The organism is Stenotrophomonas sp. YJH_SMC_106-19 (assembly GCF_059368375.1).
The window spans coordinates 1557738-1583837 of record NZ_JCAFRQ010000001.1 but is presented as its reverse complement, the minus strand read 5'-3'; the positions used below and the strand labels follow the sequence as shown (position 1 = coordinate 1583837).

The window sequence follows — 26100 nt, the reverse complement described above, 5'->3', positions numbered from 1 at the left end:
CGAGATCTCGGAAGGGGGGCGATGCGGTATCGACCTGATCTCGCGTGCTCTGAAGTGCGATAAGGATCACATTATCGTTTCGTTCAACGAGGTGAAGGAAATGTTTCATAGGACAGATGTGTCCATATGGAACGAAACAGGACGCTCGACAGGGGGGTATAAATGTAACTATGATTGTTACATGAAATCCTCGAACCCGCTTTCCGACGCGCTGCACGTGATGGCCCATCTCGTGGGCCAGCAGGGGCCGCGCACCTCCGAACAGCTGGCCATGTGCCTGCCGACCCATCCGGTGGTGATCCGCCGGCTGCTGGCACAGATGCACAAGGCCGGGTTGGTGCGCAGCACACGCGGGCACGGCGGTGGCAGCCAGCTGGCGCGCGATGCGACCCGCATCACGCTGCACGACATCTACCTGGCGGTCGGCGCACCGCCGCTGGTGCAGATCGGCACACGCGGCGCAGGTCGTGGCTGCCCGATCCAGCAACTGGTCGATTCGGCGCTGCTCGATGGTGCCCGCGAAGCGCAGCGATTGCTGGAACACCGGCTGCAGTCCACCACGCTCGACCAGCTCGGCGCGGAGTTCGCGCGCCACCTCGCCCATCACCGCTCCCTGGAAGGACACCATGAATCCTGAAGTGATCATCGTCGGCGGCAGTTACGCCGGCATCGCCGCGGGCCTGATCCTGGCCCGCGCACGCCGCGCGGTCACCGTCATCGACGCCGGCCTGCCCCGCAACCGTGCGGCCAGCCATTCGCATGGCGTCCTCGGCCTGGACGGCATCAGTGGTACCGAGCTGTTGAAGACGGCGCGCCAGCAGCTGCTGGACTATCCCAGCGTGCGCTGGATCCATGCCGAGGCCGCGCACGCCACCGCCAGCCCCGACGGTGTCGAGGTCCGCACCGCGGATGGCCAGGTGCTGGCCGCACGCAAGCTGCTGCTGGCCAGTGGCATCAGTGACCAACTGCCGGACCTGCCCGGCCTGGCCGAGCGCTGGGGCAGCACCGTGCTGCATTGTCCCTACTGCCATGGCTACGAAGTCGGCGGCGGAGCGATCGGCGTGCTCGGCGGCCATCCGATGTCGGCCGGCAAGGCACCGCTGTTCGCCGACTGGGGCAATGTCACCTTCTTCAGCCAGGCGGGGGAGATCAGTGAGGAGGAACGCGTGGCCATGCAGCAGCGTGGCGTGCAGATCGAGATCTCGCCGGTGATTGCCGTGCAGGGCGACCAGCCGACCTGGCTGGAAGTGGAACTGGCCGATGGCCGCCGCATCGCCCAGCGCGCGCTGTTCGTTCCAGCCACCCAGGCGATGGCCACGCCGCTGGTGCAGCAGCTGGGCTGCGCGCTGGTCGAAAGCCCGCTCGGCGTGCTGATCGAGGTGGACGCGATGAAGCAGACCTCGGTGCCGAACGTGTACGCCGCAGGCGACGCGACCACGGTTGGCAATATCACCCTGGCCGCCGCCGAAGGGGTGCGTGCCGGGATCGGCGTACATCACGCGCTGGTCAGCGAAGACAGCAGCGGGTGACGGAAAGGGCCGGATTCCGCTCTCTTGAACGACACCCGGCCCGCCCCATCAGCCTTTGACGCACAGCACCTGGCGCAGTGTGTGGACCACGTCCACCAGGTCGAGCTGGGCGGCCATCACGTCTTCGATCGACTTGTACGCCGCCGGCGATTCATCCAGCACGCCGCTGTCCTTGCGGCATTCCACATGCGCGGTCGCCTCGCGGTGCTGGGCCAGGGTGATCCGCTCGCGTGCCGTGCCGCGGCTCATCACCCGGCCTGCGCCGTGACTGCAACTGTGGAAACTGTCTGCATTGCCCTTGCCACGCACGATGTAGCTGCGCGTGCCCATGCTGCCGGGGATGATGCCCAGCTCGCCCTGGCGTGCACTGACCGCACCCTTGCGGGTGACCAGCAGTTCCTGCCCGGCGTGCGTTTCCTTCTGCACGTAGTTGTGGTGGCAGTTGACGGCCATCGCCGCCAGCCGGAACGGCGGCAGCCGATGCCGCATCTCGGCCAGCACGCGCGCCATCATCGCCTCGCGATTGTGCCGCGCGTAGTCCTGCGCCCAGGACACCGCTTCCACGTAGTCGTCAAACAGAGGCTCGCCTTCCATGAAGAAGGCCAGGTCCTTGTCAGGCAGATGGAAACCGAGCACGCGGCGCTCCAGCTCGCGACGCGCCTGCTCGATGAAGTACGTGCCGATCAGGTTGCCGGTGCCACGCGAGCCGCTGTGCAGCATTACCCACACGGCATCCGTTTCATCCAGGCACAGCTCGATGAAGTGGTTGCCACCTCCCAGCGTGCCCAGCTGGCGATCGAGCTTGTCGGTGCGGATCCGGCGATGCCTGTCCTTGATCTTCTCCAGGCCAGCGGCCAGGCCGGACTGCACCAGCCGCGTGTGGATGCTGTCGGGCATGCGCTGATGCTCGCCACCGCGACCGTTGCCGACCGGGATGCTGCGCTCGATGCTGTTGCGCAGCTGCCGCAGGTCATCGGGCAGGTCGTTGGCCTGCAGCGTCGTGCGCACCGCGGCCATGCCGCAGCCGATGTCCACGCCCACCGCCGCCGGAATGATCGCCCCGCGGGTCGGGATCACCGAGCCGACGGTCGCGCCCTTTCCCAGGTGCACGTCCGGCATCACGGCCACCCAGGGCCCGACGAATGGAATGGCGGCGATGTTGCGCAGCTGCTCATGGGCCTGCGCTTCCAGCGGCACGCCGTTCACCCAGCCCTTGATCGGCGTGGTGCCCTCGGCATGCAGCCATTGATAGGTGTGTTGTGTATCCATGTTGCAATCCATCTCCATGATGGGCCGGCGGCGCGTCCCTGCGCCGCCCCAGCCCCCTACTTCATCGTCACCAGCTGCTTCAGCACGCCATCCAGGCCGCCGAACACGGTGAGCTTGTCGATCTTCTCGGTGACCTTCTCCAGCGCCTCCAGCTCCTTCAACCGCATCAGCACCGGGTTGTCCTCGATCAGCCTGGCGGTATTGAGCTGCGAGCGGGTGGCGTTGGCCTCCTCGCGGCGGCGGATCACGCTGGCCTGTGCCTGCTTCTCGGCCAGCACCACGCCGTTGAGGATCTCCTTCATCTCGCCCGGCAGGATCACGTCCTTGATGCCGACACCCAGCAGCTGCACACCGTGGCCCTCGATCGCGGCGCGCACGTGCGCGGCGATCTCACCGTCCAGCGCCGCCTTCTCGCCCAGCAGCTCATCCAGGCTGCGCGTGGCGATCGCCTGGCGCAGGCCGAACTGCAGCTGCCGGTAGATGAACTCGTCGGCGTTGCTGAGCGTGCGGTGTGCACGCACCGGGTCGACCACCTGCACGGTCGCGGCCAGGTTCACCCGCAGGGTCACCTTGTCGCGGCTGAGCAGCTCCTGGCCGGACACGTCGAGCGAACGCGCGCGCAGTTCGACGCGCTCCACCGACACGTTGCCGTTGAAATTCCAGAACGCGTGCAGTCCGGCATCCAGGGTCTGTCGCAGCGTACCGTCGACGAACAGCAGGCCGACCGATTCGCTCGGCACGGTGCTGATCACCGCCACGCGCGGCAGTACGCCCAGCTGGCCCAGGCGCTGCTGCACGTCGGCCGGCACGCGCGGTTCGTCACCCAGGGCCATCACGCGCACCTCGGTGTCGACCGAACCCCGCCAGTAAAGATGGCGGCTGCCGGGCGGCAGGACATCGTCGATACGGCCATTGCGCAGCAGCAGACCCACCTGTGCAGCGCCGATATCGGCCAGCACGAAGTGTTCGTGCAGCTGTGCTCCCAGCGCGTCGATCAGGCTGTCCTGGTCGCTGCCGTTGTAGGCGCTGCCCTTCGATGCGTTGTGCACGGTCACCTGCGGCGAGCCGCCGAACCGCGACAGGCGGTGCACGCCCGGCAGCAGCACCTGCTGGAAACGACGGTTGCGATACACCAGGCCGCGCTCGCCGTCGCCGATCACGACCTTGATGGTCCAGAACATGGGAGTCTCTCCTTGTATGGCTCTGGTGGTTCGACCCGATGGAAATCCGTCGCCGTGACCCGGGCCGATCAGGTCGTGGCGAGGCGGCCTGCACACCCGTGCAGGCCGCGGAAGAGGGCGGCCACCGGTGGACGGTCCGCGCGCGGAGCCTTCGGTGCGCCGGCAGTACCGCCATGGGCGCCGCCGGCAGGCAGCACCGGGGTGGACCAGGGCGGGCAGTGACGGCGGACCGGGGCCCGGCGTGCGGTCCGTTGCTTCCACTTCTCCGCCCGAAGGCGATGTCCGTGGATGGCGACGATGGCCGCTGGGACGTGCGTCCCGGGTGTTGCTTCAAGTCATGACGTGACAGGTCATGTGGTTTGGAGTGGGAATTGAACCCACGACAGACGGACTCAGGATCCGTTGCTCTGACCAGGCTGAGCTATCCAGTTGGGAATCGCGCGGAATCGAACCGCGTGCCGGCGAACCGGCGCCTGCGACCTGCAGGCGATCCAGGCGAGGGCATGTCCGCGACCTCCGGCATACGCTACGGCAGCGCCGCGCGCACCAGCCCGCCATTGAAACGGGACCGTTGGAAAATCGAGGGTGCAGGCCATCGACATTATCGGCGGGCGATAATGTTGTGAGGCAATGCAGATAATGTCCGGGCACGGCCGCGCGCGCGAAGATAAACTCCGGCGTGCAGGTAATGGCCGATCAGTGTGCGGCGGAATGCCGCGCGGGGTGCAGTTCTGGCATCGCGGGTCCTTGTGCCGACGCAAACGAAAACGCCCCCGGGACATGCGTTCCGAGGGCGTCGTCAAGCCTCGGAGATCGGGGTGGCCGATCTCCGCAGGGCGGGTATCAGGCCGTTGTGGGCAGTGCTTCCTTGCCGGACGCGCGCGCCAGCACATCCATGCGCAGGCATGGCAGCAGTGTGGCGATGGCGGAGAAATGCGCGTTCAAGGGAAACATCCAGGCGGGTGTTGAAACGAGGTGCGCACGATAAACCACGATTTAGTCGTGCGCAACCATTTTGTTGAATTATTTTCTTCTGCCCGATGCCGGAGCCGGCCGGCGACCGGCCCCGGCCAATCTCAGCCTTCCGCGCTTGCCGCGTCCAGCTGCGCGACATCCTGCACGCTCAGCGATACATTCGCCGCGGCCAGCAGGTCGTGCAGCTGTTCGACGCTGGTGGCGCTGACGATCGGCGCGGTGATCGACGGCCGTGCGATCTGCCATGCCAGTGCGATCTGTGCCGGGCTGGCAGTGTGCTTGCTGGCCACGTCATCCAGCGCTTCCAGGATGCGCAGGCCGCGCGGGTTGAGATAACGCTTCACCACGTTCTCGCCCCGCGCCGGGCTTTTGCCCGCATCGGCTGCCGTGCGGTACTTGCCGCTGAGGAAGCCGCTGGCCAGCGCGTAATAGCCGATCACGCCGATCTGCTCGCGCTGCACCAGCGGTTCCAGCGCGGTCTCGTAGCCGGCGCGGTCGTAGAGGTTGTACTCCGGCTGCAGGGTCTCGTAACGCGGCAGCTTGTAATCGGTGGATACCTTCAGCGCATCGGCCAGGCGGGTGGCGCTGTAGTTGGAGGCACCGATGGCGCGCACCTTGCCGGCTTCGATCAGGCGACCGAACGCGGCCAGCGTGGCTTCCAGCGGTGTCGACTCATCATCCTCGTGGGCCTGGTACAGATCGATCACATCGGTCTGCAGGCGACGCAGCGAGTCTTCCACCGCCGCATTGATGTTGTCCGGGGTCAGCCCAGGGCGTTCGGCCCATTTGCCGACCTTGGTCGCCAGCACCACCTTCTCGCGCTTGCCGCTGCGGGCGAACCACCTGCCGATCAGCGTCTCCGATTCGCCGCCCACATTGCCGGGCACCCAGGCCGAGTACACGTCGGCGGTGTCGACCAGGTTGAAGCCGGCGTCGACGAAGGCATCAAGCAGGGCGAAGCTGGCCTTCTCGTCGGCGCTCCAGCCGAACACATTGCCTCCGAAGGCGAGCGGACGTACATGCAGGCCGGAACGGCCCAGTTCACGGGTTGCCGTCATGGGCACGGTCTCCTTGGGGGAAGTGCTCCAGAATAGAACGCGTTGTGTTACCGCGCTGCGGCGCTGACCACAAAACAGTGTTCCGCGACGGGCGCGCGGCTAACGATTTGTGAACACCTGGCGCGCGGTGACTGCTAGTCTCGCCGCATCATTCCGCTGGAGTCGCCCCGATGATGCCTGCTTTGTCCCTGCGTGGTTGCCGCCTGTTGCTTGCTTCCGCCCTGCTTGCTGCCGTGCCCGCGTACGCTGCGCCGACCTTGGTGGCGCCGGCGCAGATCCAGGTATCGCCCGCCATCGACGCTGCGGTGAAGGCGTCGACCCGTGATCCGGCCAACGTCAAGCGTGATGGCTACCGTCATCCGGCACAGTCGCTGGCCTTCTTCTCGGTGGCACCGGAGAAGACCGTCATCGAAATCACTCCGGGCAATGGTTGGTATTCGGAAATTCTCGCGCCGCTGCTGCATGACAAGGGCCGGTACGTGGCAGCCGTGGTCGACCCGATGGCGGTGGCAGAAGGTCGTGGCCGCGACTACCAGCAGCGCAGCCGCGATGGCCTGGAAAAGAAGTTCGCCGGTGCGCCGGCACAGTTCGGCAAAGCAGTCGTGGTCGCCTACGATCCGGCCAAGCCGGTGTTCGGACCGGCCAACTCGGCCGATGTGGTGCTGACCTTCCGCAACGTGCACAACTGGCGCAAGGCCGGCCAGGCGCAGGGCATGTTCCAGGGCTTCTTCAACGTGCTCAAGCCGGGCGGCGTGCTGGGCGTGGTGGAGCACCGCGCCAAGGCCGATGTGGCCGACGATGATGACACTGGTTATGTCGGCCAGCAGCAGGTGATCGCCTTGGCCGAGGCCGCCGGCTTCAGGTTGGATGCGCGCAGCGAGATCAATGCCAACCCGCGCGACACCAAGGATCATCCCAACGGCGTGTGGACCCTGCCGCCGACCAACCAGCATGACAAGGCCGACGCCGCGAAGTACCAGGCCATCGGCGAAAGCGATCGCATGACCCTGCGCTTCATCAAGCCCTGAGGCGAAGCCTCGCAGCCGCAAGCGGCAATGGGCACACGTGTATCCGCCGGGCCTGGCCCGGCGCGACAGTCAAAGGAGTGAGCGGTTGAAGAAGATCCTGTACATCGTGATCGCAGTACTGGTGCTGGTACGCCTGTTCGACTTCACCTTCCATGGCGGCAATACCTATGACCTGCTGGGCGCGGTGGGGTTCGCGGTGCTGTTGATCGGCATCCTGCAGGATGGACGCGCGCGCCGTGCGAGCCCGCCATTGGCGTCTCAGCGGCGGCGGGCGGCGATCGCATCGGCCTGTGGCATTGCGCTGGTGCTTGTTTCGTTCCTGCTGAAGTGGAAAGTCTTCGGCTGAGGCGCCCGTGATCGCGATGGCAGCGCCGGGATGGGACAATGCCGCATCCACCGCCTGCCGTGCCTGCGATGCTGATTGCCTTCAACAAGCCTTTCAATGTGCTGTGCCAGTTCACCGATCGCAGCGTCCCGCCGCGCCCGACCCTGGCGGGGTTCGGCCTGCCGCCGCGTGTCTATGCGGCCGGCCGGCTGGATCATGACAGCGAAGGCCTGCTGCTGCTGACCGACAACGGTCCCCTGGCGCACAGGTTGACCGACCCGAAGCACAAGGCCGACAAGACCTACTGGGTGCAGGTGGAAGGCACGCCTGGCGAGGAACAGCTGCAGCGCCTGCGCAGCGGCGTGATCCTCAATGATGGGCCGACCCTGCCGGCGAAGGTCGAACGGCTCGATCCCGCGCCGGAGCTGTGGACGCGCGATCCGCCCGTGCGTTTCCGCAAGACCGTTGCCGATACCTGGCTGGCGATCACGATCCGCGAAGGGCGCAACCGCCAGGTACGGCGGATGACCGCCGCCGTGAACCTGCCCACCCTGCGCCTGGTGCGGGTGGCAATGGGTCCTTACCGGCTGGATGATCTGCGCCCCGGACAGTGGCGGCAGATCGGCTGAAACGAAACGGGCCGGAGATCACCCACAGGCGATCTCCGGCCCGGATACAGCCGCCTGCCTCAGGCGTCGCTGCCGATATCGCTGTGCTCGTCGACCACGGTGTCGTTGCGGCGGTCGCGGGCACTGATGCGCTGCGCCTGGCCATCAACGACCTGACCATTGGCCGCCTTCTTCTTCTGCTGCTTGCGATACAGGGCATAGCCGAGCAGACCCACACCCACTGCCGCGGCGGCGATGGTCACTGCCGGATTGCGGCGGGCGAACTTGGTGGCAACCTTGCCACCGGTCTTCACTGCGCCCAGTGCGGCTCCCGTCTTGATCCAGTCGCTGGCCTGCGGACCCAGATGGCGCAGGCTGCCGCCGGCACTCTTCAGGCCGTCGCCCGCGGTGTGGGCCAGGTCCAGGGCGCGCTCCAGGGCGCGGTCGGTAATCACGGTCAGTCTGCTCATGCGGGGGTCCTTTGCCTCGGGTCGAAGTCCAGTGTGGCGCGTTGCCCGTAAACGGTATGTCAGTCGGGCAGTCACACGGCGTGACTCTACGCGCTCCATTCAGGATCAGGCAGGATTGCTATGTTCCCCGTGGTTTGGCCCGGTGGGTGGCGGTGGCCGTCCACGGGTCGTCCGGCCAGGGATGGCGGGGATAGCGGCCCTTCATCTCTTTCTTCACCTCGGCATAGGTGTTTTCCCAGAAGTTGCGCAGGTCCTGGGTGACCTGCAGCGGACGACCGCCGGGTGACAGCAGGTGCAGGGTCAGTGGCACGCGCCCATCGGCGATGCGGGGAGTGTCTGCCAGTCCGAACAACTCCTGCAGCTTCACGGCCAGCACCGGTGGCAGCGGTTCGCCGGACTCGCTGTCCAGTGCATAGGTGATGGGCCGCTCCAGCCCGGAGGGCACAGTGATGCGGCTTGGCGCATGCCGCTCCACGAGCTGCCGCTGTGACCATGCCAGGGGCGACTTCAGCGCTTCTGCGAAGCTGGCTTCGTCCAGCGCATCGAGGCGGCTCTTGCCGGCAAACGCAGGCTGCAGCCACCGCGCGCGGGTGGCGAGCAGCGTGGCATCGCTGCAGTCGGGCAGCTCCAGCTCGGGCATCCAGCGACGCAGCGACTCCACCCGTGCCTGCCATTGGCGCAGGGCCTCGGTCCACGGCAGTGCCTGCAGGCCGAGCTCGGCAACAGCCTCGGTCAAGGCGCCGGCCGCGTGTTCCGGGTCGACCCGGCCCGCCGAGCGACTGTCCAGCACGATGCGATCGAAGCGGGTTTCGCGCAGTGCGACCAGCGCACGCCGTTCGCCGTCCCAGCGCACCGTGTCGGCGGTGACGAAGCGCTGCGGGTAGATCCTGCGCAGATGGTCCTCATCGACCGGCGCGGCGCGCAGCAGAAGCGCATCGCGGGCCTCGAAACGCAGTTCGCTGGCGACCAGCCACGGTTCGCCACGCAGATCGCTCAGTTCATGCAGGCGCGCGCTGCGCCCGTTGGCGAGCAGGTAGCGCAGCGGATCGCCCGGATGCTGGAAGCCGATGCGATCGGGAAAAGCGTGCGCCAGCAGATCGCCCAGCGCGTGCGCTTCGATGCTGGCAGGGGGCGCGGCATCGCAGCGCAGCCGACGCCGCCACTGGCGCGCGGCGGCATCAATGGCAGCCAGTCCACCACGACTGGCATCGGCCGGCGCGCGGCCAGCACGGAACGCGGCCAGCGCGCGCCAGCGTGCCGCCAGTGCATCGCCGCCCTGGCGCAGGGGGTCGCGTGCTTCCAGCAGCGCCGCCAGATCGGCCGCCAGCGCCTGTGCGTGCGGGTCAGGGGCGGCGAGCAGCATCGCGGCCATGCGTGGATGGGTACCCAGCGCCAGCACGCGTCGGCCCAAGGCGGTGATCGCGCCCGACTCCGACAACGCGCCCAGGCGGTGCAGCAGCTCGCGCGCCGCACCCATCGGTCCGCTTGGGGGCGGATCGAGAAAGCGCAGGTCGCTGCTGCCCCACGCCGCCAGCTCCAGCGCCAGTCCTGCCAGTTCGACCTGGTCGATCTCGGCACGCCGCTGAGGCTCCAGCCGCTGCGACTGCGGCCACAGGCGCCAGGCCACGCCCTCGGCCACGCGGCCGGCACGACCGGCACGCTGGTCGGCCGAGGCCTGCGCAATGGCCACCACGTCCAGGCGGGTGAAGCCGCTGTTCGGGTCATAGCGGGGCTCGCGTGCCAGGCCGCTGTCGATCACCACGCGCACGCCGGGCAGGGTCACCGAGGATTCGGCCACGTTGGTGGCCAGCACCACGCGGCGGCGGCCCTCATCTGCGGGTTGCAGCACGCGCGCCTGCTGTTCCACCGGCAGTTCGCCATGCAGTGCCAGGACCTCGGTGTTGCCGCCGATCGATTCCTGCAGACCGGCCTGCACGCGGGCGATCTCCCGCTGGCCAGGCAGGAACACCAGCACGTCGCCCGGGTGCTCGACCAGCGCCTGCTGCACTGCGCGGCGGACCTGCAGTTCCAGCGATTCTTCGCGACGCGCCGGGAAGTGGCTTACGGTCACGGGGTAGCTGCGGCCCTCGCTGCTCAAGCGGGGTGCGTCGAGGAAGCGTGCCAGCCGCTCGCCATCCAGGGTCGCCGACATGACCACCAGCCGCAGGTCGTGGCGCAGCTGTGCCTGTACGTCCAGCGCCAGTGCCAATCCCAGGTCGCCGCTGAGGTGGCGCTCATGGAACTCGTCGAACAGGATCGCGCCCACCTGTTCCAGCAACGGGTCGTCCTGCAGCATGCGGGTCAGGATGCCTTCGGTCACCACCTCGATGCGGGTGCGCGCGGACACCCGGTTCTCGAAGCGGATGCGGTAGCCGACCGTATCACCGACCTCCTCGCCGAGCTGCCTTGCCATGAACATCGCTGCGCTGCGCGCGGCCACCCGGCGCGGCTCCAGCAGGATGATCCTGCGGCCCTGCAGCCACGGTGCATCGAGCAGCGCCAGCGGTACCTGGGTGGTCTTGCCGGCGCCCGGTGGTGCCTCCAGCACGAGCCGTGGCTGTGCGGCCAGATGCTGCTGGATCTGCGGCAGCAGCGGAGAAATGGGGAAGTGCGGGGCGTTCATGCGCAAAGGATAAGGGGCCACGCTGGGCGCGGGTACAATGCGCAGGCATATTTCCTCCGCGATGACCATGCACCTGATCGATATCGGCGCCAATCTGACCCACGACTCCTTCGACCGCGACCGCGACGCCGTGCTGCAGCGTGCCCGCCAGGCCGGGGTGGTGCAGATGGTGGTCACGGGGGCCAGCCGCGAGCACTCTCCGCTGGCGCTGCAGCTGGCCCAGCAGCATCCGGGATTCCTGTATGCGACGGCCGGCGTACACCCGCATCATGCGGTGGAGTACACCGAAGAATGCGATGCAGAGATGCGCGCCCTGCATGCCCACCCGGAAGTGGTGGCGGTCGGCGAGTGCGGACTGGACTACTTCCGTGACTTCTCGCCGCGACCTGCCCAGCACCGTGCGTTCGAGCGCCAGCTGCAGCTGGCGGCGGAGAACGGCAAGCCGCTGTTCCTGCACCAGCGCGACGCGCACGCCGACTTCATGGCGCAGATGAAGAACTTCGAGGGTCGCCTCGGGCCGGCGGTGGTGCACTGCTTCACCGGTGAACGGGAGGAGTTGTTTGATTACCTCGACCAGGACTGGTACATCGGCATCACCGGCTGGCTCTGCGACGAGCGTCGCGGGGCGCACCTGCGCGAGCTGGTGAAGAGCATTCCAGCCGATCGCCTGATGATCGAGACCGATGCGCCGTATCTGCTGCCGCGCACGCTCAAGCCGATGCCGAAGGATCGCCGCAACGAACCGATGTTCCTTTCGCACATCGTCGAGGAGTTGGCCCGTGATCGTGGCGAGGATGTCGTGCTGACCGCAGCCCATGCCACGGCGGCAGCCCGTGCCTTCTTCCGGCTGCCCGACGCCGACACGACACGTCAGCCGTGAATGCCCGGATCCGGTAACGCTCGGCCATGCCCGGCGAGCGAAGCGGCAAGATCCGTCAGCCCTTCCCGATACGTCGGAAACTGCGGCGCCCACCCCAGCGCTTCGCGCGTACCGCGGCTGTCGATGCGCTTGCTGCCTTCGTAGAAGCGGCGCAGGGCCGGGCTCAGCGCCGGGTCGTCCCACGCCATTGCCGGTGGCATCGCAAAGCCTCCCAGCTGCGCGGCGAAGGCCAGCACGTCCTGTGGCGGTGCCGGCTCATCGTCGCTTGGCAAGTACAGCGCCTGCAGGGCGGGTCGCCGCATCGCCGCGATGATCACCGCCACCAGGTCCTGCACATGCAGGCGGTTGAACAACAGGCCCGGCTTCAGCACATGGCGGGCACGTCCCTGCGCGAGCTGCACCAGTGCGTTGCGGCCGGGACCATACAGCCCGGGCAGCCGGAACACTGCCGAGGCGATGCCGCGCCGGCTGGCCAGTGCGCGCCATTGCGACTCCGCGCGCAGGCGCTGCAGGCCCGCAGGCCCGGTGGCGTCGGCCACGCTGTCCGCATCGATCCAGCCGCCCTGGCGGTCGCCGTACACCGACGTTGACGACAGATAGCCCACCCACTGCAATGCGGGACTGTCTTCCAGTGCCGTGCGCAGCATGCGCACTGCCGGGTCGCCGTCGGCATCGGGCGGTATGCTGCCCAGCACCGCATCGGCGCGCGCGATGTCATCCAGAAGCGCGGGTGCAGGTGCTGTTCCAGCGCAGAGTCGATGGCAGCGCAGGCCATCCACGGCTGCCGTGGCCGGATCGCGTACGGTGCCGGCGACCTGCACGCCCAGCGCTTCCAGGCGAGCCGCCAGTACGCGCCCGCTCCAGCCCATGCCCAGGATCAGCACCCGTCCGGGCAACGGACCGGCCGGCAGCGTCAGGCTCACGCCCGGCGCTGCGCCTGGTAGGCCTGCAGGCTGCTGTAGGCGACCTGCAGCAGCACGCCCTGCTGGCCGGCGCTGCGTGCACGCGCCAGCATGTCACCGACGATGTGGCCGGCCTCCACCTGCTGCCCGGCCTCCAGGTCACGCAACATCGAGGCCTTCAATGCCGAGCCGGCCTGGGTCAAGGTGCCGCGCGCAGTGTCCTGCGCTGCCGCCGGCACCGCCTCACCGGCCGCCTCCGCCACGGCCAGGCACTCGTCGTACAGGCCCTGCACGATGGCCGTGCCATCATCGGTCGCGACAATCGTGCCGATGTCCGCGCGCAACAGGCAGGTCGCCGCGGCAAGCGCGGTGAGGAAGGTGTACTTGATCCACTGCTCCTGGCCGATGCGTTCGCTGTCCAGGTGATCGAGGTTGGCCTGCGTGCAGGCGGCGGCGAAGGCACGCACGCGCGCCGAGAGTGCGCCACCGTCGCGTTCCCCGAAGGTGAGCTTGGCGGGTTTTCCCAGATGCACCACCGCACCGTCCGGTGCCTTGGTCGCACTGATGAAGCACAGCCCGCCCAGCACCGCCTCGCGGCCGAAGCGTGCATCCAGATCGTTGTAGTGATGCAGCCCGTTGAGGATCGGCAGCACGGTGGTGAGGGGGCCCACCGCCGGCGCGATGGCCTCGATCGAGCTGTCCAGGTCGTAGGCCTTGCAGCTGAGGATGACCAGGTCGAAGGGCCTCTCCCGGGCCAGCGCGGGCAGCGCATCGGCTGTCACGTGCTGCACCGGGAATGCGGCATCGCCGACTGGACTGCGGATCACCAGTCCATCGCGTGCAAGCTGCCCGGCGCGGGCAGGGCGGACCAGGAAGGTCACGTCCACACCGGCCTGGGCCAAACGGCCGCCGAAGTAACCGCCGGTACCGCCGGCGCCGAGAATCAGGATGCGCATTGCACGTTCACCGTTGTCTGCGGAACCAATGTTGCGGGTGTGCCGGGGATCGCGATCCCGGCGATCGGCGCTCAGCTGCGCATGCCCACGCCGCGGCGCAGCAGCCACAGCGCCACCGCCGTCAGCACCACCACGAAGCCGATCATCAGCGCATACGCGACCCACAGCGGCACGTCACTGCTGCCCAGCAGGCCGTAGCGGAACGCGTTGACCATGTAGAAGATCGGGTTCGCATGGGTCGCCGCTTCAGCCCAGGCCGGCAGCAGCTTCACCGAATAGAACACGCCGCCCAGATAGGTCAGCGGGGTCAGGATGAAGGTCGGAACGATCGCCACGTCGTCGAACTTCTTCGCGTACACGGCATTGATGAAGCCGGCCAGCGAGAAGATGGTAGCGCCCAGCAGCACCGTGGTCAGTGTCACCAGCGGGTGCGGGATGCGCACGGGGGTGAAGAACATCGCGATGATCAGCACGATCACGCCGACCATCAGGCCGCGCAATACCGCACCGGCCACGTAACCCCACAGGATCACCCAGTTCGGCATCGGGCTCACCAGCAGCTCTTCCACGTGGCGGCCGAACTTGGCGCCGAAGAAGGACGAGCTGATGTTGCCGTAGCTGTTCTGGATCACGCTCATCATGACCAGCCCGGGCACGATGAACTGCATGTAGCTGTACCCGCCCATCTCGCCCACGCGCGAGCCGATCAGGCCGCCGAAGATGAGGAAGTACAGGGTCATGGTGATCGCCGGCGGCACCAGCGTCTGGCCCCAGATGCGCATGATCCGGGTCACTTCGCGGCGCACGATGGTCAGCAGCGCGACGCGGTTGCGCTGGCCGTCGGTCAGCTCGGTGGTGCTCATGCGGATTTCTCCTGGTTGCCGGTGAGGCGCACGAACAGCTCCTCCAGGCGGTTGCTCTTGGTACGCATCGAGCGCACGCGGATGCCGGCTTCATTCAGCGCGGCGAACACGCGGTTCAGATCCATCGCCCGTGGCATGTCGATGTCCAGGGTGTGCGCGTCGGGCGCGCTGAGGGTTGCGCCCTCGATCGCCGGCAGCTGCACCGGCAGATCGCCATCGATGTCCAGCAGGAAGCCTTCCACGTCCAGCTTGGCCAGCAGCGCACGCATCGGCCCCTGCTCGACGATCCGGCCGTGGTTGATGATCGCCAGATGCCGGCACAGGTACTCGGCCTCCTCCAGGTAGTGGGTGGTGAGGATGATCGTCGTGCCAGCGGCATTGATCTCCTTCAGCACCCGCCACATGTCGCGGCGGATCTCGATGTCCACGCCCGCGGTCGGCTCATCCAGGATCAGCAGGCGGGGACGCGTCATCATCGCGCGGGCGATCATCAGCCGGCGCTTCATGCCGCCGGACAGGGTGCGGCTCATCACCTGCGCCTTCTCCCACAGATGGGCACGCTTGAGTTCCTCTTCCGCGCGCTGCTCTGCTTCCTCGCGCGGTACGCCATAGAAGCCGGCGTAGTTCACAAGAATGTCGAAGGGTTTTTCGAACAGGTTGAAGTTGATCTCCTGCGGCACCAGGCCGATCAGGCGCATGGTCGCGCTGCGGTTGCGCACCAGGTCGCTGCCGAACACCTCCACCTGGCCCTCGCTGAGGTTGACCAGGGAGCTGATGATGCCGATCAGGGTGGACTTGCCAGCCCCGTTGGGGCCCAGCAGGGCGAAGAAGTCGCCCGGGGCGACCTCCAGCGAGACCCCCTTTAGGGCCTGGGTTCCGTTGTCGTAGGTTTTGCGCAGGTCGCGCACGCGCAGGGCGGGCGCCGTATCGTTCAGGGATGCCAAGCTCGAAGCCTTCGCGCCTATGGGCTGGCGCTGGAGAGGGGCGGGGAAGGGCTATTATAGAAGACCCCGAGGGCTTGCCCCGGCTACACACTGTCCCGAAAAGTCGTGCCTGTTCAATTCCCCCTCAAGCTGGTCGGCCGCCGCATGCTGGCCCCGACCGTCGGCCACTACCAGTTCGTGCGCGACGATGGCCAGCCGCTGGATTTCCAGCCCGGCCAGTTCATCCAGGTCCATTTCAGCTACGCCGATGGCACCGAGACCAAGCGCAGCTATTCCCTGGCCACCCTGCATGATCACGCACTGGGGCCCGGCGAAGCCGTGGATATCGCGGTCAGTTTCGTGCCCGGCGGCGCCGCTACAGCGCTGTTCGAGGCGCTGGAAACCGGCGGCCAGATCAGCGCGTCCGGCCCGTACGGGCGGTTCTGCCTGAACCCCGGCGATCACAACGCGCGCTATCTGCTGATCGCCACCGGTACCGGCGTGACCCCCTATCGCTCGATGCTGCCACTGCTGGAAAGGGCCATGACCGAACGCGGCGTGCAGGTCGTTCTGCTGCAGGGTGCACGCAGCCCGGGCGAACTGCTTTACAGCGAAGATTTCTACAGTTTCGCCGAAAAACACGCGAAATTCCGCTATGTTCCGTGCCTGTCGCGGGAGTTGCCGGAACAGGCCCACGCCGACGTCCATCATGGCTACGTGCAGCAGGCCCTGGCTGGTTTCACGCCGGACCCGGCCACCGATATCGCCTACCTGTGCGGCAACCCGGACATGGTCGATGCCTGCGCCGAGCTGCTCAAGGCGGCCGGGCTGGGCAACCCGCAGATCCGCCGCGAGAAGTACGTCAGCAGCAAGTGAGTGCGCTGCGGAGAGGCGGCGCCAGCCGCCTCCCGCAGGCCGCGCCGGTCTCAGTACGGCACCCAGGCATCACGCCAGGCTGCGCCCACGCCCGGCCGGTACGCGTCGGCGTTGACGTTGCACCACGCGCCTTCAGGGAACGGGCGGCAGGCGTACAGCCGGCCATCGCTGCCCTTCACCACGGTCTGCCCGGGCACATAGCTGCCGATGCCTGCCGGGTACACGTAGTCGAAGTCGCCGCCCGGCGAAGGCGTGCCCGGATCGGGTACCCGGGTGTCCAGCTGGAAGCGGTTGCCTTCCTTCAGATAGACCCGGTTGCCGGTCGCCGACGCCGTCGGCGTGATCGTGCCGTTGGACAGTACGCCCACCCGAGCGTGCTGGCTGGCGCCATTGACCTTGCGGGCCAGCACCAGCGGCCACTGCGCGGCCGCCGTCTCGCCGCTGGCCAGTGTGGCCTCCACCCGCTCCACATCGTTGCCGCTGGCGTTGAACACGCGCAGCGCCAGGACGGTGCCGACCGGCAGATCGCCACGCGCGGTGAGCGGGCCGGCATCCTGCCACTGCGATGCCGGGGGAGTGCTGCCGCCATCGAAACGCACATCCATGCAGGTGTAGAACGCTTCGGTCGAATCCGCGCGCTGCCACGTGTTGTAGATCACGTGCTGGCCCGTGCGCTGTGGCAGCGGGCACTGCAGCCTGTACGTGCCATCGGCGGACAGCGGGGTGTTGCCCAGTGTGCAGAACTCCTGCAGGTCCGCCCAGCGCAGAGGACTGCCCGGTGTCCAGCCTTCGCGGGTAACGAAGAATCGCCAGTCACGCGTGGCATGCGGTGCGGTGGCCTTGAACACGAAGGTGAACCTGCCGTTCGCATCGGGTTGGATCGGCGTGGTCTGCCAATCACTGCGGTTCAGATCCAGGCCGCGGAAGGTCGGGTTGTTGCCGCTGCACAGCGTGCCGTCGGGTACGACGGCCTGATGGTTGCCATTGGCGTTGGCCTGGTTGATGCCGTTCCAGTCGTAGAACGCCTGCGAGCCGGCGAGTGCTTTCGCGGCGGCGCAGGCCGGGTTGGTTGGATTCTCCGGATTGCCCTGGAAACAGGCGTAGACGCGACTGGCCGGCGTGGTCATGGTGCCGTGCGCGAATGCGCTGCTGGCCAGGCAGATCAGGCCGGCGGCTGCGAATGAGCTGGCCAGCACAACACGTGTGGATCGGAATGACATGGCGCATCCTTGTGGTCGTCGATGGGAACGGTGACCGCAGGCGTTGCGCTGCGCAGCGGACGGTCGGCGGCACCTCGGCGAGTATCGAGGTGCGCTGCATCGCGCGGTACCTTGGAAGTGCCGTTCCGTGACTGCCTGCGTGAAGCCTTTCCCACAGGCTTCACGCAGGCCTGAACGGATGCGCAGAAGGTCACGCGTCGTGCGTGGTGCCGATCACGCGACGCCGTGTGTCAGCGCGTCCTGATCCATCCGGTCCGCCTGGCACGAAAAACACCCGTGGCCTGCGTTGTGCAACTGCACGAAGGCCACCGCGGGATCGGCGAACAGCACATCGAGCTGTACCCCGACCTCGTTGCCGGGGCAGACCTGCCCGCTGATCATCAGTGCATCCTCGTCGTAGGCGCGCAGTGAGATAAGCCGTCGCTCGACGTAGGGCGGAACGACCCCGGCGGGCAGGACGCAGCGCGTAGCGCCGCGCTGCACGAAGATCGGACCGGACGCGCGATAGGGCGAGTGCCTGGCCAGGTGGGTATGGGGCAGCAGAAGCAGTTCGGCGCCACTTGGGGGGTCGGACAGGCTGACCCGGCACGGATGGCCGCCGCGATCCCCGGCCCAGCGTCGCAGGATGCCCTGCGCGGCCAGCGCGCGGTCGCTCTGTTCGAACAGGTGCTGGAAGGGGCGGTGATCGAGGCCGCTGAGGTACCACGCGTTCATGGGAATCTCCTGGGTTCTCCATGAGTCTGCGTGGCCGACGGCTGCGCTGCTCGCCATGATGCGACGCCGCATTCGATCCGGCCGACATGGGCCTGGCTTTCCAGTGACGATTGCCCATCGCCGCCAGCCTCCTGCCCGTGTAAGTTGGGTCACATCTTCCGCGGCAGCCCGTCGTGGTCGACAGGAACGTCTTCCAGGGGAAACGAGCACGATGCAAAGACACCACCTCGCACTGGCCGGCGCGCTGGCCAGCCTGCTGCTTGCCGGTTGCGGCGCAGCGCCTTCCGGCAGCGCCGATGCGGCGGCGGAAACGCCCGGCCGCCGCTACGGACAGATCGACTTCCAACCCTGCACACTGACCACGATGGGCGCCAGCGCCAACGTCGAGGCACAGTGCGCCACCCTGCAGGTGGCCGAGGACAGGGCGCAGCCGCAGGGACGGAAGATCAACCTCCGTATTGCCTGGCTGGAATCGGGCAACAGTGGCTCCGGCCAACCGGATCCGGTGTTCTTCCTCGCCGGCGGACCCGGGCAGGCAGCCAGCGAGGTGGCGGTCATCGTCGATACCGCCCTGCGCCAGGTCCGCAAGCAACGCGACATCTTCCTGATCGACCAGCGCGGGACCGGTGGTTCCAACCCGCTCACCTGCCTGGGCGCAGATGGCAAGGAACTGGCGTTCGACGAGGAGGCGCCCCCCAGCGAGGCGCTGCTGCGCGACTACGCCCAGCGCTGCGCGAGCTCGTTGCAGGGACGCGCCGATGCGCGGTTCTACACCACCCGCGACGCCGTTGCCGATCTGGATGCCGTGCGCCAGGCGCTGGGCGTGGATGCGCTGAACCTGGTGGGTGGTTCCTACGGAACCCGCGTGGCCCAGCGTTATGCCGCGGCCTATCCGCAGCACATCCGCAGCATCGTCATCGACGGCGTCGTTCCGAACGAGCTGGTGGTCGGGGGTGACTTCGCCAATACCTTCGAAGACGCGATCAATCTGCAGTCGGCCCAGTGCCGCAAGGACCCGGCGTGCAGCAAGCGCTTTCCGAGCGACACCAGCAGGCAGCTGCGCGGCGTGCTCGATACGCTGCGCGCCGCGCCGGTGACCGTTGACTACCGCGACCCCGGCACGAACGCGCCGCGGCGCGACGTGCTGACGCCGGACAGCGTGATGGGGCTGGCGTTCGCCTTCTCCTATGTTCCGCAGTACGCCTCGCTGTTGCCGCTGGTGCTGGACGAGGCTGCGCAGGGCCGCTACGCACCGCTCGCCTCGCTGGCACGCGGTGCCAACCGCAGCATGGGCTTCCAGATCAACCGCGGCATGCAGTGGTCGGTGATCTGCAGCGAGGACGCTCCGCGCTACCACGCGCCAGCCGACAATGCCGAGCGCCTGTTCGGCAACGAGGTGGCCAGCGCCTTCTTCGCGCCGTGTGCTGTCTGGCCGCACACCGCGGCCCCCGCCGCGGATGCCGCACCGCTGCGCAGCGATGTGCCGGCGCTGCTGCTGTCCGGTGAACTGGACCCGGTCACGCCACCGCGCTACGCCGCACAGGTGCTCAAGGGGCTGCCGCAGGGGCGCGCACTGGTCGCGCGCGGCCAGGGCCACGGCACGCTCTCCGCCGGCTGCATGCCCCGCCTGCTGGGCCAGTTCATCGACAGCACCGATGCCAAGGCGCTGGATGCCAGCTGCCTGGACACGCTGAGCTACGTGCCGGCGTTCACCTCGTTCAACGGATGGGAACCATGATCGTCGCTGACAACCTGCACAAGGCCTTCGATACCCGCACCGGCCGCATCCAGGCAGTGGCCGATGTCGGCTTCCGCGCCGAGGACGGTCGCATCACCGGTCTGCTTGGCCCGAACGGTGCCGGCAAGACCACCACCATGCGCATGCTGTACACCCTGATGACGCCTGACCAGGGCAGCATCAGCGTCGATGGCATCGATGCCGCGCGCAATCCCGTGGAGGTCCGTCGCCACCTGGGCGTGCTGCCCGATGCGCGGGGCGTCTACAAGCGGTTGACCGCGCGCGAGAACATCGCCTATTTCGGCCGGCTGCACGGCCTGTCCGAAGCACGCATCCGCGAGCGCATCGACGTGCTGTCGCAGGCGCTGGACATGGGCGACATCCTCGACCGCCAGACCGATGGCTTCTCGCAGGGCCAGCGCACCAAGACCGCGATCGCGCGCGCACTCGTGCACGATCCGCGCAACGTGATCCTCGACGAGCCGACCAACGGCCTGGATGTGATGACCACCCGTGCACTGCGCCGGTTCCTGCTGGGACTTCGTGAGGAAGGGCGGTGCGTGATTCTGTCCAGCCACATCATGCAGGAGGTGGCTGCACTGTGCGACCACATCGTGATCATCGCCAAGGGCACGGTCATGGCCGCCGGCAGTGCCGATGAGCTGCGCGCGCAGTCCGGCGAAGCCAATCTGGAAGATGCGTTCGTGAAACTGATCGGCAGCGAAGAGGGCCTGCACGCATGAGCATGATGTCGACCCTGATGACGGTGATGCGCAAGGAGCTGCGTGATCTCTCCCGCGACCGCCGCACGCTGATGCTGACCCTGCTGTTCGGTCCGCTGCTGTACCCGGTGCTGCTGCTGGGCATGGGCAAGCTGGCCGAGAGCCGCGTGCGCACGCAGATCGAGCAACCGCTGCAGATTCCGACCATCGGCGCGGACAACGCACCGAACCTGGTCCGCTTCCTGGCCGCGCAGGGGCTCAACGCCAGCGCAGCACCCAAGGACCTGGCTGCGGCCATCCGCAACCAGGACATCGACGTCGCGCTGCGCATCAGCGATGACTTCGGCGAGGACTGGGCCGCGGGCAGGCCGGCGCTGGTGGAGGTGATCAAGGACAGCACCCGGCGTGCCGCCGAAGTGCCCAGCGCACGCCTGGAAGCGGCGCTGGCCACCTACAACGGCCAGGTGGGCGCACTGCGGCTGATGGCACGCGGCGTGGATGCCCAGGTCGCGCGTCCGCTGGACGTGGGCAGCCAGGATCTGGCCAGTGCCGAAGCGAAACGGGGCATGATCCTGTCGATGCTGCTGCCGGTGCTGTTGACCCTGACCTCGTTCATCGGCGGCGCCTATCTGGTGATGGACGCCACCGCTGGCGAACGTGAGCGGCAGTCACTCGAGCCACTGCTGGCAACGCCCGGCTCTCGCAGCGCGATCGTCAGTGGCAAGATCGCCGCCGCCTGCGTGGTCGGCTTCGCGTCCCTGCTGTTGACCCTGGTGGCTTTCAAGGTCAGCGCGCAGATCGCCCCGGGCAACATCGGCCGCCAGTTCAACATGAATGTCGGCTCGATGCTGCAGATGCTGCTGGTGATGCTGCCGATGCTGCTGATCGGTACCTCGCTGCTGACCTTCCTGTCGGCTGCGGCCAAGAGCATGAAGGAAGCGCAGAGCCACATGACCTGGCTGATGCTGCTGCCGATGCTGCCCGGCTACGCGCTGGTCGCCTACCCGCTGAAGAGCGAGCTGTGGCAGTACGCGGTGCCGTTCCTGTCGCAGAACCAGATGCTGCTGAAGGTCATCCGCCACGAAGTGATCAGTCCCAGCGTCTGGGCGATCTATCTGGGCGCCAGTCTCGGTCTGGCCGCACTGCTGTGGTTTGCCGCCGTGCGCCGCTACCACAACGAACGCCTGGCGATTTCCGGCTGACCGCCACTGGAAGCGCCGGGCCCTACCCGGCGGATAGGGAACGAGGCCCGGTCATTCCGGGCCTCGCTGTTTTCAGGTTCGCCTTGCCTGCCAAGCGGCGAAGCGCCGGGCGATCACCGGGGCCAGTCGGTCAAAGTTCTCCCAGGTATCGGCGACGTGGTACAGATCCGGGACATCGGCCCCAGCAGGCAGTCTGGGGCGCGAAGGCAGGCAGAGGAAGTGCTGAATACGTTAGCCCTCTGCATACCGCGCAGGCGTCACCCCCATCTCGCGCTTGAACACGGCGATGAAGGCGCTGGGGGTGTCGTAGCCGAGCGATAGCGCCACGCTGATCACCGGTTCCCCGGCCAGCAGGCGTGGCAGCGCCAGCAGGACGCGCAGGCGCTGGCGCCATTGGCTGAGTGTCATGCCGGTTTCGGCGCGCCAGTGGCGCGCAAGGGTGCGGCTGGACAGTCCCATGGCAAGGGACCAGGCCTCGACGCTGCGGGTGTCCTGTGGTGCACGCGCCAACGCCGCAGCAACGCGCCGCAGGCGCCGATCGCGTGGCTGCGGCAAGGCCAGCGGCAGCGGTGTGCTGGCGTCGATCTCATCGGCAATGACGCCGGCAAGACGCTCCTGCACCGCGTCGAGCGGTGCGGGCGCCCAGCGCAGCGCGCGATCCACGGCCGCCTGCAGCAGGGCGCCCGGTTGCACGATGCGTGGGCGTGCCGGGAGTCGCGTGCAGGTCGCTGCGTCGAGGTACAGGCTCCAGCCATTGAACGGGCCGATGCTGGCCAGCGCATGCGGCAGTCCGGGAGGAACCCACGCCATATGGCCGGCTGGCAGCAGCCAGTGCAGGTCGCCTGCCTCGATCCGCAGCAGGCCCTGTCGCGCCCCCAGCAGCTGCCCGCGGGCGTGCTGGTGCCGGGCGGTCCGGCGTGGACGGTCCAAGGCCAGTTGCGCGGTCAGCAGCACCGGCCCTCGGGCGGTGTCGACCAGGGGCGGGTCAATCAGGGCGGGGGATGTCTGATATGCCATATCAACTGGCAGTTATACGGCAGATCCGGCAGACAGGAGCGTCCACACTGCACTCCACCCGCCGAAAGGAGTTCCTCATGCAGCCTCAAGACATCCTCCCTGACCATCAGAACGACGTGGTGGCCAACGGCGTCACCGTGCGCAAGGGCAGCGTGGGCGCTTTCCTTGCCAGCGTCCGCGACTGGCAGGATCCCGCCGGCAGCCCTGCGTCCCGGGCAGCGGCGGAAGCCGACCTGCGCGCGCTGCTGCCGGGTCTGCATGCGTTGGGCCTGTTCCGGATCCTGAGGGCACGCGATCCGGTCCTGCAGCACCTGATCGACGGCGCGCGCTGATACGAACAAGGCCCGGACAGACCGGGCCTTGTCGTGATGGTTGGCGGGGATGTCCCGGCTCAGCCGCCCGGCGCGAACACCAGGGTGCGGCGGGTGGTGACCGGTGCGCTGACCGGCTCGAAACGCCAGCGCTTCACGGCGTTCATGGCTTCGCGGTCGAAGATGCGCGCGGGCGTCGCACGCAGCACGCGGGCGTTCACCACCGAGCCGTCGGTACCCACGGTGATCTCCACCAGCACCTCGCCGGAGGTGCCGGCGCGCAGGGCGTCGGCCGGATAGCGGGGGGCCGGCGTACTGACCGGACGCAGGCTGGGCGCAGCGGCAGGTGCCTGGCGTGCGGCACTGGCCTGCTGCGCAGCGGCCTGTTGCTGCTTCTGCTCCGCTTCACGCCGTGCGGCGGCCTGGCGCTCGGCCTCCTCGCGCTCGCTGTCACGGCGGGCGGCATCCTGCTGTGCGGCGATCTGCCGGGCCGCATCAGCTTCCTTGGCGCGCTGCTCGGCCAGGCGCTGCTGCTCGGCCTGCTGCCGGGTACGGTCCTCGGCGTCCTTCTTGGCCCGCTCCGCTTCCGATTCGGTGCGCTTGGCCGCGTTTTCCACACCCTTGGCCAGGCCTTCCTTCAGGCGTGGCAGGGCCGGTGCGGAGGCATCCACCTTCTCGATCAGGGCGACCAGGCGCTGCGCCTCGGTGAAGTCCTCGCGGCCCAGATGCTGCTCGGCCGCGATCAGGGTGTAGGGCAGCAGGTCGGTCAGCGCACTTTTCACCGCGGCATCGTCCGGCGTCTTGTCGCGCAGGGCCAGGTAGTACTCGATGGCGTTGTCGCCGGCCGGGGCATACATGCGGTTCTCGCGCAGCGCCTGGCTGGCCGACTCGCGCAGCTGCTCGGTGCCCATCGACTGCACCTTGGCGGCCACTACCGGTGTCGCCGGCGCCGCAGCGGCAGGCGATCCTGCCGGGGCAGGGGCAGGCGTTTCTTCCTTGCCCGAGCAGGCGGCCAGGGCCAGTACCAAGGCAACCGGCAGCCACCGGCGCGCGGCGGTGATCGTTGTGACGTGCGACATCCTGCTCCCCTCTAAGAAGACGACGTTACGTAAATCATTGATATGCATGGCCGGGACCGTGGGTCCGAGCACGGCAGGGTGGCGTTTCCCGACGCCACCGCCGGCAACGGCGAGGAAGCAATCTAGCATCCCCGCCAGCGCTGCGTACAAGGGCGGCAGCGACGACCGGCGGTGGCGTCCGCGCCACCACCGGCCAGCGCCTCAATGCGCCTGTGCCTTATCGTGGCTGTTGGACATCAGCTTGTCGGTCCAGGCGATGCCGATCGCCGAGAGGATGAACACGCAGTGGATGATGGTCTGCCAGAGCACGCCCTGCTCGGTGAAGGTCGAGCACCTGGCGGCACCGATGTTGGCAGCGGCGACGTTCATCAGTTCCGGCGCGCACAGCGGCAGGCCGCCCAGCGAACCGCTGGCGATGAAGGTCTTGAGCAGGTGGATCGAGGAAATGCCGATGATCGCCATCGCCAGCTTCACCTTCAGGACGCTGGCATTGACGTGGCTCAACCATTCCGGCTGGTCGGGATGGCCTTCCAGCCGCAGGCGCGAGACGAAGGTTTCATAACCGCCGACGATCACCATCACCAGCAGGTTGGAAATCATCACCACGTCGATCAGGCCCAGCACGATCAGCATGATCTGCTGCTCGCCCATCGAGGCCGAGTGGGAGATCAGGTGCCACAGTTCCTTGCCGAACAGGAACACGTAGACACCCTGGGCGACGATCAGGCCCAGGTACAACGGCAGCTGCAGCCAGCGCGAGGCGAAGATCAGCGAGGACAGCGGGGAGAGGGGGCGTTGGGGGGACATGCAGGACAGTGCGTTGCGGGGGAGGAGCGAGGTTACCGGCCCGCCATGACGGTGCCAAGCCAACTCCCGCACTAGACTTCAGGTTCCTTACCGCACCCGAGCCGCTGCCATGATCGATCTGTATTACTGGCCTACCCCGAACGGCCATAAAGTCACCCTGATGCTGGAGGAAAGCGGGCTGGAGTACCGCATCCACCCGGTCAACATCGGATCGGGCGACCAGTTCAAGCCGGACTTCCTGGCGATCTCGCCCAACAACAAGATGCCGGCCATCGTCGATCATGCGCCGGCTGACGGCGGCGCGCCGCAGAGCGTGTTCGAATCCGGTGCGATCCTGCTGTACCTGGCCGAGAAGACCGGTCGCTTCCTGCCCAGCGATGCGCGTGGCCGCATCGCCACGCTGGAATGGCTGTTCTGGCAGATGGCCGGGCTGGGCCCGATGAGCGGCCAGATGGGGCATTTCAATGTCTACGCACCGCAGAAGATTCCTTACGCCATCGAGCGCTACGACAGCGAGGTGCGGCGCCTGCATGGGGTGATGGACAAGCGGCTGGCCGGGCATGCCTTCCTGGCCGGCGAGGAGTACACCATCGCCGACATGGCCAGCTATCCGTGGGTCGGTGCCTACGACGCGCTGCCGGCAGATTTCGATGCCTTCCCGAACCTCAAGCGCTGGCATCAGGCCATCGCCGCGCGCCCGGCCACCCAGCGGGCGTATGCGCTGCGCCAGCAGGTCAATCCGAACGCCGGCAAGCCGCTCAGCGATGATGAGCGCAAGCATCTGTTCGGCCAGCGCTGAGGGTCCTGCGCAGGCCGCTGCGCTC

The 26100-nt window shown here is 67.6% G+C and carries 26 protein-coding genes and 1 tRNA gene; 12 read left to right on the top strand and 15 right to left on the bottom strand.

The features are described 5' to 3' along the window. The first annotated feature begins 181 nt into the window (after positions 1-181). Both AC5P5M_RS07100 and AC5P5M_RS07095 read left to right on the top strand, forming a co-directional pair. Positions 182-637, top strand: a complete 456-nt coding sequence (locus tag AC5P5M_RS07100; protein ID WP_053518119.1) for an Rrf2 family transcriptional regulator — start codon at positions 182-184, stop codon at positions 635-637. After that, the gene (locus AC5P5M_RS07095) at positions 627-1529 is read left to right on the top strand and encodes an NAD(P)/FAD-dependent oxidoreductase (protein WP_495205697.1); all 903 of its coding nucleotides are present in this window, start codon (positions 627-629) and stop codon (positions 1527-1529) included. The genes AC5P5M_RS07100 and AC5P5M_RS07095 overlap by 11 nt, the downstream gene beginning before the upstream one ends. A gap of 48 nt (positions 1530-1577) precedes the next feature. Here the strand turns inward: AC5P5M_RS07095 and AC5P5M_RS07090 are convergent, their stop codons facing one another. The 4 genes from AC5P5M_RS07090 to AC5P5M_RS07075 form a co-directional block, all read right to left on the bottom strand. Further along, on the bottom strand, positions 1578-2798 hold the full coding sequence (locus AC5P5M_RS07090) for an RtcB family protein (protein WP_164150472.1): 1221 nt from the start codon (positions 2796-2798) through the stop codon (positions 1578-1580). 56 nt (positions 2799-2854) lie between these two features. Further along, positions 2855-3979 carry a slipin family protein gene (locus AC5P5M_RS07085; protein WP_065174288.1) on the bottom strand — a complete coding sequence of 375 codons (1125 nt, stop codon included), beginning with the start codon at positions 3977-3979 and terminating at the stop codon, positions 2855-2857. A gap of 355 nt (positions 3980-4334) precedes the next feature. Continuing rightward, positions 4335-4408: transfer RNA gene (locus AC5P5M_RS07080), tRNA-Gln, on the bottom strand. A gap of 647 nt (positions 4409-5055) precedes the next feature. Next, entirely contained in the window at positions 5056-6012 is a 957-nt protein-coding gene (locus tag AC5P5M_RS07075; RefSeq protein ID WP_053518125.1) for an aldo/keto reductase, read from the bottom strand. 170 nt (positions 6013-6182) lie between these two features. Here AC5P5M_RS07075 and AC5P5M_RS07070 point away from each other — a divergent pair, with 170 nt between their 5' ends. The 3 genes from AC5P5M_RS07070 (at position 6183) to AC5P5M_RS07060 (ending at position 7994) form a co-directional block, all read left to right on the top strand. Continuing rightward, positions 6183-7040 carry a class I SAM-dependent methyltransferase gene (locus tag AC5P5M_RS07070; protein ID WP_495205696.1) on the top strand — a complete coding sequence of 286 codons (858 nt, stop codon included), beginning with the start codon at positions 6183-6185 and terminating at the stop codon, positions 7038-7040. 85 nt (positions 7041-7125) lie between these two features. Beyond that, a complete protein-coding gene (locus AC5P5M_RS07065; RefSeq protein WP_495205695.1) occupies positions 7126-7386 on the top strand; it encodes a hypothetical protein in 261 nt (86 codons plus the stop codon). A gap of 68 nt (positions 7387-7454) precedes the next feature. Beyond that, complete coding sequence (locus AC5P5M_RS07060; RefSeq protein WP_065174511.1) at positions 7455-7994, top strand: pseudouridine synthase; 540 nt, start codon at positions 7455-7457, stop codon at positions 7992-7994. Between the two features lie 59 nt (positions 7995-8053). Here the strand turns inward: AC5P5M_RS07060 and AC5P5M_RS07055 are convergent, their stop codons facing one another. Beyond that, positions 8054-8443 (bottom strand): hypothetical protein, encoded by a 390-nt coding sequence (locus AC5P5M_RS07055; protein ID WP_065174291.1) that lies wholly within the window; start codon positions 8441-8443, stop codon positions 8054-8056. 118 nt (positions 8444-8561) lie between these two features. Continuing rightward, positions 8562-11066, bottom strand: a complete 2505-nt coding sequence (gene hrpB / locus AC5P5M_RS07050) for an ATP-dependent helicase HrpB (RefSeq protein ID WP_279942685.1) — start codon at positions 11064-11066, stop codon at positions 8562-8564. Between the two features lie 67 nt (positions 11067-11133). Here hrpB and AC5P5M_RS07045 point away from each other — a divergent pair, with 67 nt between their 5' ends. Further along, entirely contained in the window at positions 11134-11946 is an 813-nt protein-coding gene (locus tag AC5P5M_RS07045; protein ID WP_065174512.1) for a TatD family hydrolase, read from the top strand. On the opposite strand, the gene AC5P5M_RS07040 is transcribed toward AC5P5M_RS07045, so the two are convergent. The 4 genes from AC5P5M_RS07040 to AC5P5M_RS07025 form a co-directional block, all read right to left on the bottom strand. Next, on the bottom strand, positions 11937-12869 hold the full coding sequence (locus AC5P5M_RS07040) for a Rossmann-fold NAD(P)-binding domain-containing protein (RefSeq protein WP_065174293.1): 933 nt from the start codon (positions 12867-12869) through the stop codon (positions 11937-11939). The two genes, AC5P5M_RS07045 and AC5P5M_RS07040, sit on opposite strands and share 10 nt — an antisense overlap. Then, the gene (gene panE, locus AC5P5M_RS07035; protein WP_495205694.1) at positions 12866-13804 is read right to left on the bottom strand and encodes a 2-dehydropantoate 2-reductase; all 939 of its coding nucleotides are present in this window, start codon (positions 13802-13804) and stop codon (positions 12866-12868) included. Before panE ends, AC5P5M_RS07040 begins: the two co-directional genes overlap by 4 nt. Before the next feature lie 71 nt (positions 13805-13875). Next, positions 13876-14667 carry an ABC transporter permease gene (locus AC5P5M_RS07030; protein WP_053519566.1) on the bottom strand — a complete coding sequence of 264 codons (792 nt, stop codon included), beginning with the start codon at positions 14665-14667 and terminating at the stop codon, positions 13876-13878. Next, positions 14664-15632 (bottom strand): ABC transporter ATP-binding protein, encoded by a 969-nt coding sequence (locus AC5P5M_RS07025; RefSeq protein WP_164150561.1) that lies wholly within the window; start codon positions 15630-15632, stop codon positions 14664-14666. Before AC5P5M_RS07025 ends, AC5P5M_RS07030 begins: the two co-directional genes overlap by 4 nt. Before the next feature lie 84 nt (positions 15633-15716). Between AC5P5M_RS07025 and AC5P5M_RS07020 the strand changes: the two genes are divergently transcribed. Beyond that, entirely contained in the window at positions 15717-16466 is a 750-nt protein-coding gene (locus AC5P5M_RS07020) for a ferredoxin--NADP reductase (RefSeq protein ID WP_460256106.1), read from the top strand. 50 nt (positions 16467-16516) lie between these two features. Here the strand turns inward: AC5P5M_RS07020 and AC5P5M_RS07015 are convergent, their stop codons facing one another. Beyond that, positions 16517-17686 (bottom strand): lytic polysaccharide monooxygenase, encoded by a 1170-nt coding sequence (locus AC5P5M_RS07015; RefSeq protein WP_495205693.1) that lies wholly within the window; start codon positions 17684-17686, stop codon positions 16517-16519. Positions 17687-17899: 213 nt separating this feature from the next. Beyond that, positions 17900-18400: a DUF1203 domain-containing protein gene (locus AC5P5M_RS07010; protein WP_253119131.1), complete on the bottom strand. Its 501-nt coding sequence runs from the start codon at positions 18398-18400 to the stop codon at positions 17900-17902. A gap of 211 nt (positions 18401-18611) precedes the next feature. Here AC5P5M_RS07010 and AC5P5M_RS07005 point away from each other — a divergent pair, with 211 nt between their 5' ends. From AC5P5M_RS07005 to AC5P5M_RS06995, 3 genes are read left to right on the top strand one after another with little or no spacing between them, the layout of a single operon-like run. Next, entirely contained in the window at positions 18612-20138 is a 1527-nt protein-coding gene (locus tag AC5P5M_RS07005) for an alpha/beta fold hydrolase (RefSeq protein ID WP_495205692.1), read from the top strand. Continuing rightward, positions 20135-20881, top strand: coding sequence for an ABC transporter ATP-binding protein (locus tag AC5P5M_RS07000; protein WP_065174298.1), 747 nt, complete (start codon positions 20135-20137; stop codon positions 20879-20881). Before AC5P5M_RS07005 ends, AC5P5M_RS07000 begins: the two co-directional genes overlap by 4 nt. Beyond that, positions 20878-22062 carry an ABC transporter permease gene (locus AC5P5M_RS06995; RefSeq protein WP_065174299.1) on the top strand — a complete coding sequence of 395 codons (1185 nt, stop codon included), beginning with the start codon at positions 20878-20880 and terminating at the stop codon, positions 22060-22062. The genes AC5P5M_RS07000 and AC5P5M_RS06995 overlap by 4 nt, the downstream gene beginning before the upstream one ends. Before the next feature lie 231 nt (positions 22063-22293). Here AC5P5M_RS06995 and AC5P5M_RS06990 read toward each other — a convergent pair whose 3' ends face one another. Then, a complete protein-coding gene (locus AC5P5M_RS06990; protein ID WP_180876502.1) occupies positions 22294-23079 on the bottom strand; it encodes an AraC family transcriptional regulator in 786 nt (261 codons plus the stop codon). 77 nt (positions 23080-23156) lie between these two features. Here AC5P5M_RS06990 and AC5P5M_RS06985 point away from each other — a divergent pair, with 77 nt between their 5' ends. After that, positions 23157-23411 carry a hypothetical protein gene (locus AC5P5M_RS06985; protein WP_180876503.1) on the top strand — a complete coding sequence of 85 codons (255 nt, stop codon included), beginning with the start codon at positions 23157-23159 and terminating at the stop codon, positions 23409-23411. A 59-nt stretch (positions 23412-23470) separates the two neighbouring features. Here AC5P5M_RS06985 and AC5P5M_RS06980 read toward each other — a convergent pair whose 3' ends face one another. Both AC5P5M_RS06980 and AC5P5M_RS06975 read right to left on the bottom strand, forming a co-directional pair. Continuing rightward, positions 23471-24469, bottom strand: coding sequence for an energy transducer TonB (locus AC5P5M_RS06980; RefSeq protein ID WP_074900126.1), 999 nt, complete (start codon positions 24467-24469; stop codon positions 23471-23473). A gap of 201 nt (positions 24470-24670) precedes the next feature. Continuing rightward, positions 24671-25276 carry a TIGR00645 family protein gene (locus AC5P5M_RS06975; RefSeq protein WP_053519577.1) on the bottom strand — a complete coding sequence of 202 codons (606 nt, stop codon included), beginning with the start codon at positions 25274-25276 and terminating at the stop codon, positions 24671-24673. A gap of 109 nt (positions 25277-25385) precedes the next feature. On the opposite strand from AC5P5M_RS06975, the gene AC5P5M_RS06970 reads away from it, so the two are divergent. Continuing rightward, entirely contained in the window at positions 25386-26075 is a 690-nt protein-coding gene (locus AC5P5M_RS06970) for a glutathione binding-like protein (RefSeq protein ID WP_065181452.1), read from the top strand. Positions 26076-26100 lie beyond the last annotated feature (25 nt).

Coding starts and splice junctions, on each gene's coding strand:
- AC5P5M_RS07100 (WP_053518119.1), top strand. CDS start 182: ATGAAATCCTCGAACCCGCTTTCCGACGCGCTGCACGTGATGGCCCAT.
- AC5P5M_RS07095 (WP_495205697.1), top strand. CDS start 627: ATGAATCCTGAAGTGATCATCGTCGGCGGCAGTTACGCCGGCATCGCC.
- AC5P5M_RS07090 (WP_164150472.1), bottom strand. CDS start 2,798: ATGGATACACAACACACCTATCAATGGCTGCATGCCGAGGGCACCACG.
- AC5P5M_RS07085 (WP_065174288.1), bottom strand. CDS start 3,979: ATGTTCTGGACCATCAAGGTCGTGATCGGCGACGGCGAGCGCGGCCTG.
- AC5P5M_RS07075 (WP_053518125.1), bottom strand. CDS start 6,012: ATGACGGCAACCCGTGAACTGGGCCGTTCCGGCCTGCATGTACGTCCG.
- AC5P5M_RS07070 (WP_495205696.1), top strand. CDS start 6,183: ATGATGCCTGCTTTGTCCCTGCGTGGTTGCCGCCTGTTGCTTGCTTCC.
- AC5P5M_RS07060 (WP_065174511.1), top strand. CDS start 7,455: ATGCTGATTGCCTTCAACAAGCCTTTCAATGTGCTGTGCCAGTTCACC.
- AC5P5M_RS07055 (WP_065174291.1), bottom strand. CDS start 8,443: ATGAGCAGACTGACCGTGATTACCGACCGCGCCCTGGAGCGCGCCCTG.
- hrpB (WP_279942685.1), bottom strand. CDS start 11,066: ATGAACGCCCCGCACTTCCCCATTTCTCCGCTGCTGCCGCAGATCCAG.
- AC5P5M_RS07045 (WP_065174512.1), top strand. CDS start 11,134: ATGCACCTGATCGATATCGGCGCCAATCTGACCCACGACTCCTTCGAC.
- panE (WP_495205694.1), bottom strand. CDS start 13,804: ATGCGCATCCTGATTCTCGGCGCCGGCGGTACCGGCGGTTACTTCGGC.
- AC5P5M_RS07030 (WP_053519566.1), bottom strand. CDS start 14,667: ATGAGCACCACCGAGCTGACCGACGGCCAGCGCAACCGCGTCGCGCTG.
- AC5P5M_RS07015 (WP_495205693.1), bottom strand. CDS start 17,686: ATGTCATTCCGATCCACACGTGTTGTGCTGGCCAGCTCATTCGCAGCC.
- AC5P5M_RS07010 (WP_253119131.1), bottom strand. CDS start 18,400: ATGAACGCGTGGTACCTCAGCGGCCTCGATCACCGCCCCTTCCAGCAC.
- AC5P5M_RS07005 (WP_495205692.1), top strand. CDS start 18,612: ATGCAAAGACACCACCTCGCACTGGCCGGCGCGCTGGCCAGCCTGCTG.
- AC5P5M_RS07000 (WP_065174298.1), top strand. CDS start 20,135: ATGATCGTCGCTGACAACCTGCACAAGGCCTTCGATACCCGCACCGGC.
- AC5P5M_RS06995 (WP_065174299.1), top strand. CDS start 20,878: ATGAGCATGATGTCGACCCTGATGACGGTGATGCGCAAGGAGCTGCGT.
- AC5P5M_RS06990 (WP_180876502.1), bottom strand. CDS start 23,079: ATGGCATATCAGACATCCCCCGCCCTGATTGACCCGCCCCTGGTCGAC.
- AC5P5M_RS06985 (WP_180876503.1), top strand. CDS start 23,157: ATGCAGCCTCAAGACATCCTCCCTGACCATCAGAACGACGTGGTGGCC.
- AC5P5M_RS06980 (WP_074900126.1), bottom strand. CDS start 24,469: ATGTCGCACGTCACAACGATCACCGCCGCGCGCCGGTGGCTGCCGGTT.
- AC5P5M_RS06975 (WP_053519577.1), bottom strand. CDS start 25,276: ATGTCCCCCCAACGCCCCCTCTCCCCGCTGTCCTCGCTGATCTTCGCC.
- AC5P5M_RS06970 (WP_065181452.1), top strand. CDS start 25,386: ATGATCGATCTGTATTACTGGCCTACCCCGAACGGCCATAAAGTCACC.